The sequence below is a fragment of the Mesorhizobium sp. M7A.F.Ca.CA.002.15.2.1 genome (assembly GCF_003998715.1).
GTDB lineage: Bacteria > Pseudomonadota > Alphaproteobacteria > Rhizobiales > Rhizobiaceae > Mesorhizobium > Mesorhizobium ciceri.
In genome coordinates, this window is the sequence record NZ_RZPI01001009.1 from 1 (window position 1) to 1,292 (window position 1,292).

Below are 1,292 nucleotides of genomic sequence, written 5' to 3' on the forward strand. Positions count from 1 at the left end.
ATCTCGCGGATCTGCGTCAAATTGGCGCCGAGCTGGCCGCCCGGGTGAAAGGTGCGGAAATGGTCCGGCGTGAAGCCGCGTGCTTCGAGCAGCGCGATCGCCAGCGCGTCGCCCATCACCAGTTGCAGCAGCGTCGATGTCGTTGGCGCCAGGCCATGCGGACAGGCCTCCGGAGCGCGCGGCAAAAGCAGCACCACGTCCGCCGCCCGCGCCAGCGCCGATGTCTCTCCGGCGGTGATGGCGATCAGCGGAATGGAAAAGCGCCTGGAATAGGCGACGATGCCCATCAGTTCCTTGCTTTCGCCCGACCACGACATGGCGATGATGGCGTCGTCCCTGGCGATCATGCCGAGATCGCCGTGGTTGGCTTCGGCGGGATGGACAAAGAAAGCCGGCGTGCCGGTCGAGGCCAGCGTCGCGGCGATCTTCGAACCGATATGGCCGCTTTTGCCGACGCCGGTGACGATGAGCCGGCCTTCAATCCCCGAGATCATCTCGACCGCCTGGGCGAAAGGCGCGGCCAGCCCATTCTCCAGCGCCTCGGCGAGGGCTGCGACACCGGCCTGTTCTGTCGCCACCGTCCTCAGCGCCGAAGCGATCGAGGCTTGCCTGTCCAAAGGCTTCTTATCCAGGGATCCCGCATGCATGGCTGATGCGATTAGCGCTTTGCCGGCGCGCTGTCCAACGGAAATGGCCCCAGGCATATCGCCCGAACGTGTGCGGTGGTTCAGACGACGGCAGGCGAGAAAACGCACGCGGTATGAATCCCTTTGGAAATCAGCGCTTCAGGCAGCTGACGGGCCGCTGCCTCAACCCTCCGTTAACCATCCCCATTTACGGTTCGGTAAGTATGGCGCGCGTGCGCCGCGCAAGCAGTGGTGGCGATGTCCGGGGTCCAGCCAGAAAATTCGACGGGACGTGGGGGCAAGGCGGTCTGCGCCTTGCTGCTGGCAACCAGCATGTTTGCCTTGCTGCGCCCAACGGCGCTCCATGCCCAGGAAACCGAACTGCGCGGCGAAGTTTCGGAATCGGCGATCCTGTCCGACCAGCAGCGCAAGGCGAGACAGCTGGCCTTGGCAGCGCAGGGTCAACAGCCGGCCAACGCCGCGCAGGACAACGCGCCGGCCCGCACCTATCTGCCGGCCAGCGCCGGTGCCGTGCCTGACGACGCTGACACTGGCGACGCCACCGCGACCGGCAGCCTCTTTGACCCGCCGGCAGCCACTGACGACACGTCCGTCGACACTGCGGCGCCGCCCAAGCCGCGCCGCCGCTCATCGGCCGCCAGGCAG

Annotated in this window: 1 protein-coding gene and 1 pseudogene; one reads left to right on the forward strand and one right to left on the reverse strand. The window is 66.4% G+C overall.

Annotated elements, in window-relative coordinates:
- Positions 1-647 (reverse strand): SIS domain-containing protein (locus ENZ74_RS32070; RefSeq protein ID WP_127313299.1); only part of this gene is annotated, 647 nt, incomplete at its 3' end.
- A 237-nt stretch (positions 648-884) separates the two neighbouring features.
- Between ENZ74_RS32070 and ENZ74_RS32075 the strand changes: the two are divergent.
- Positions 885-1,292, forward strand: a pseudogene (locus tag ENZ74_RS32075) (hypothetical protein); the annotation flags it as partial.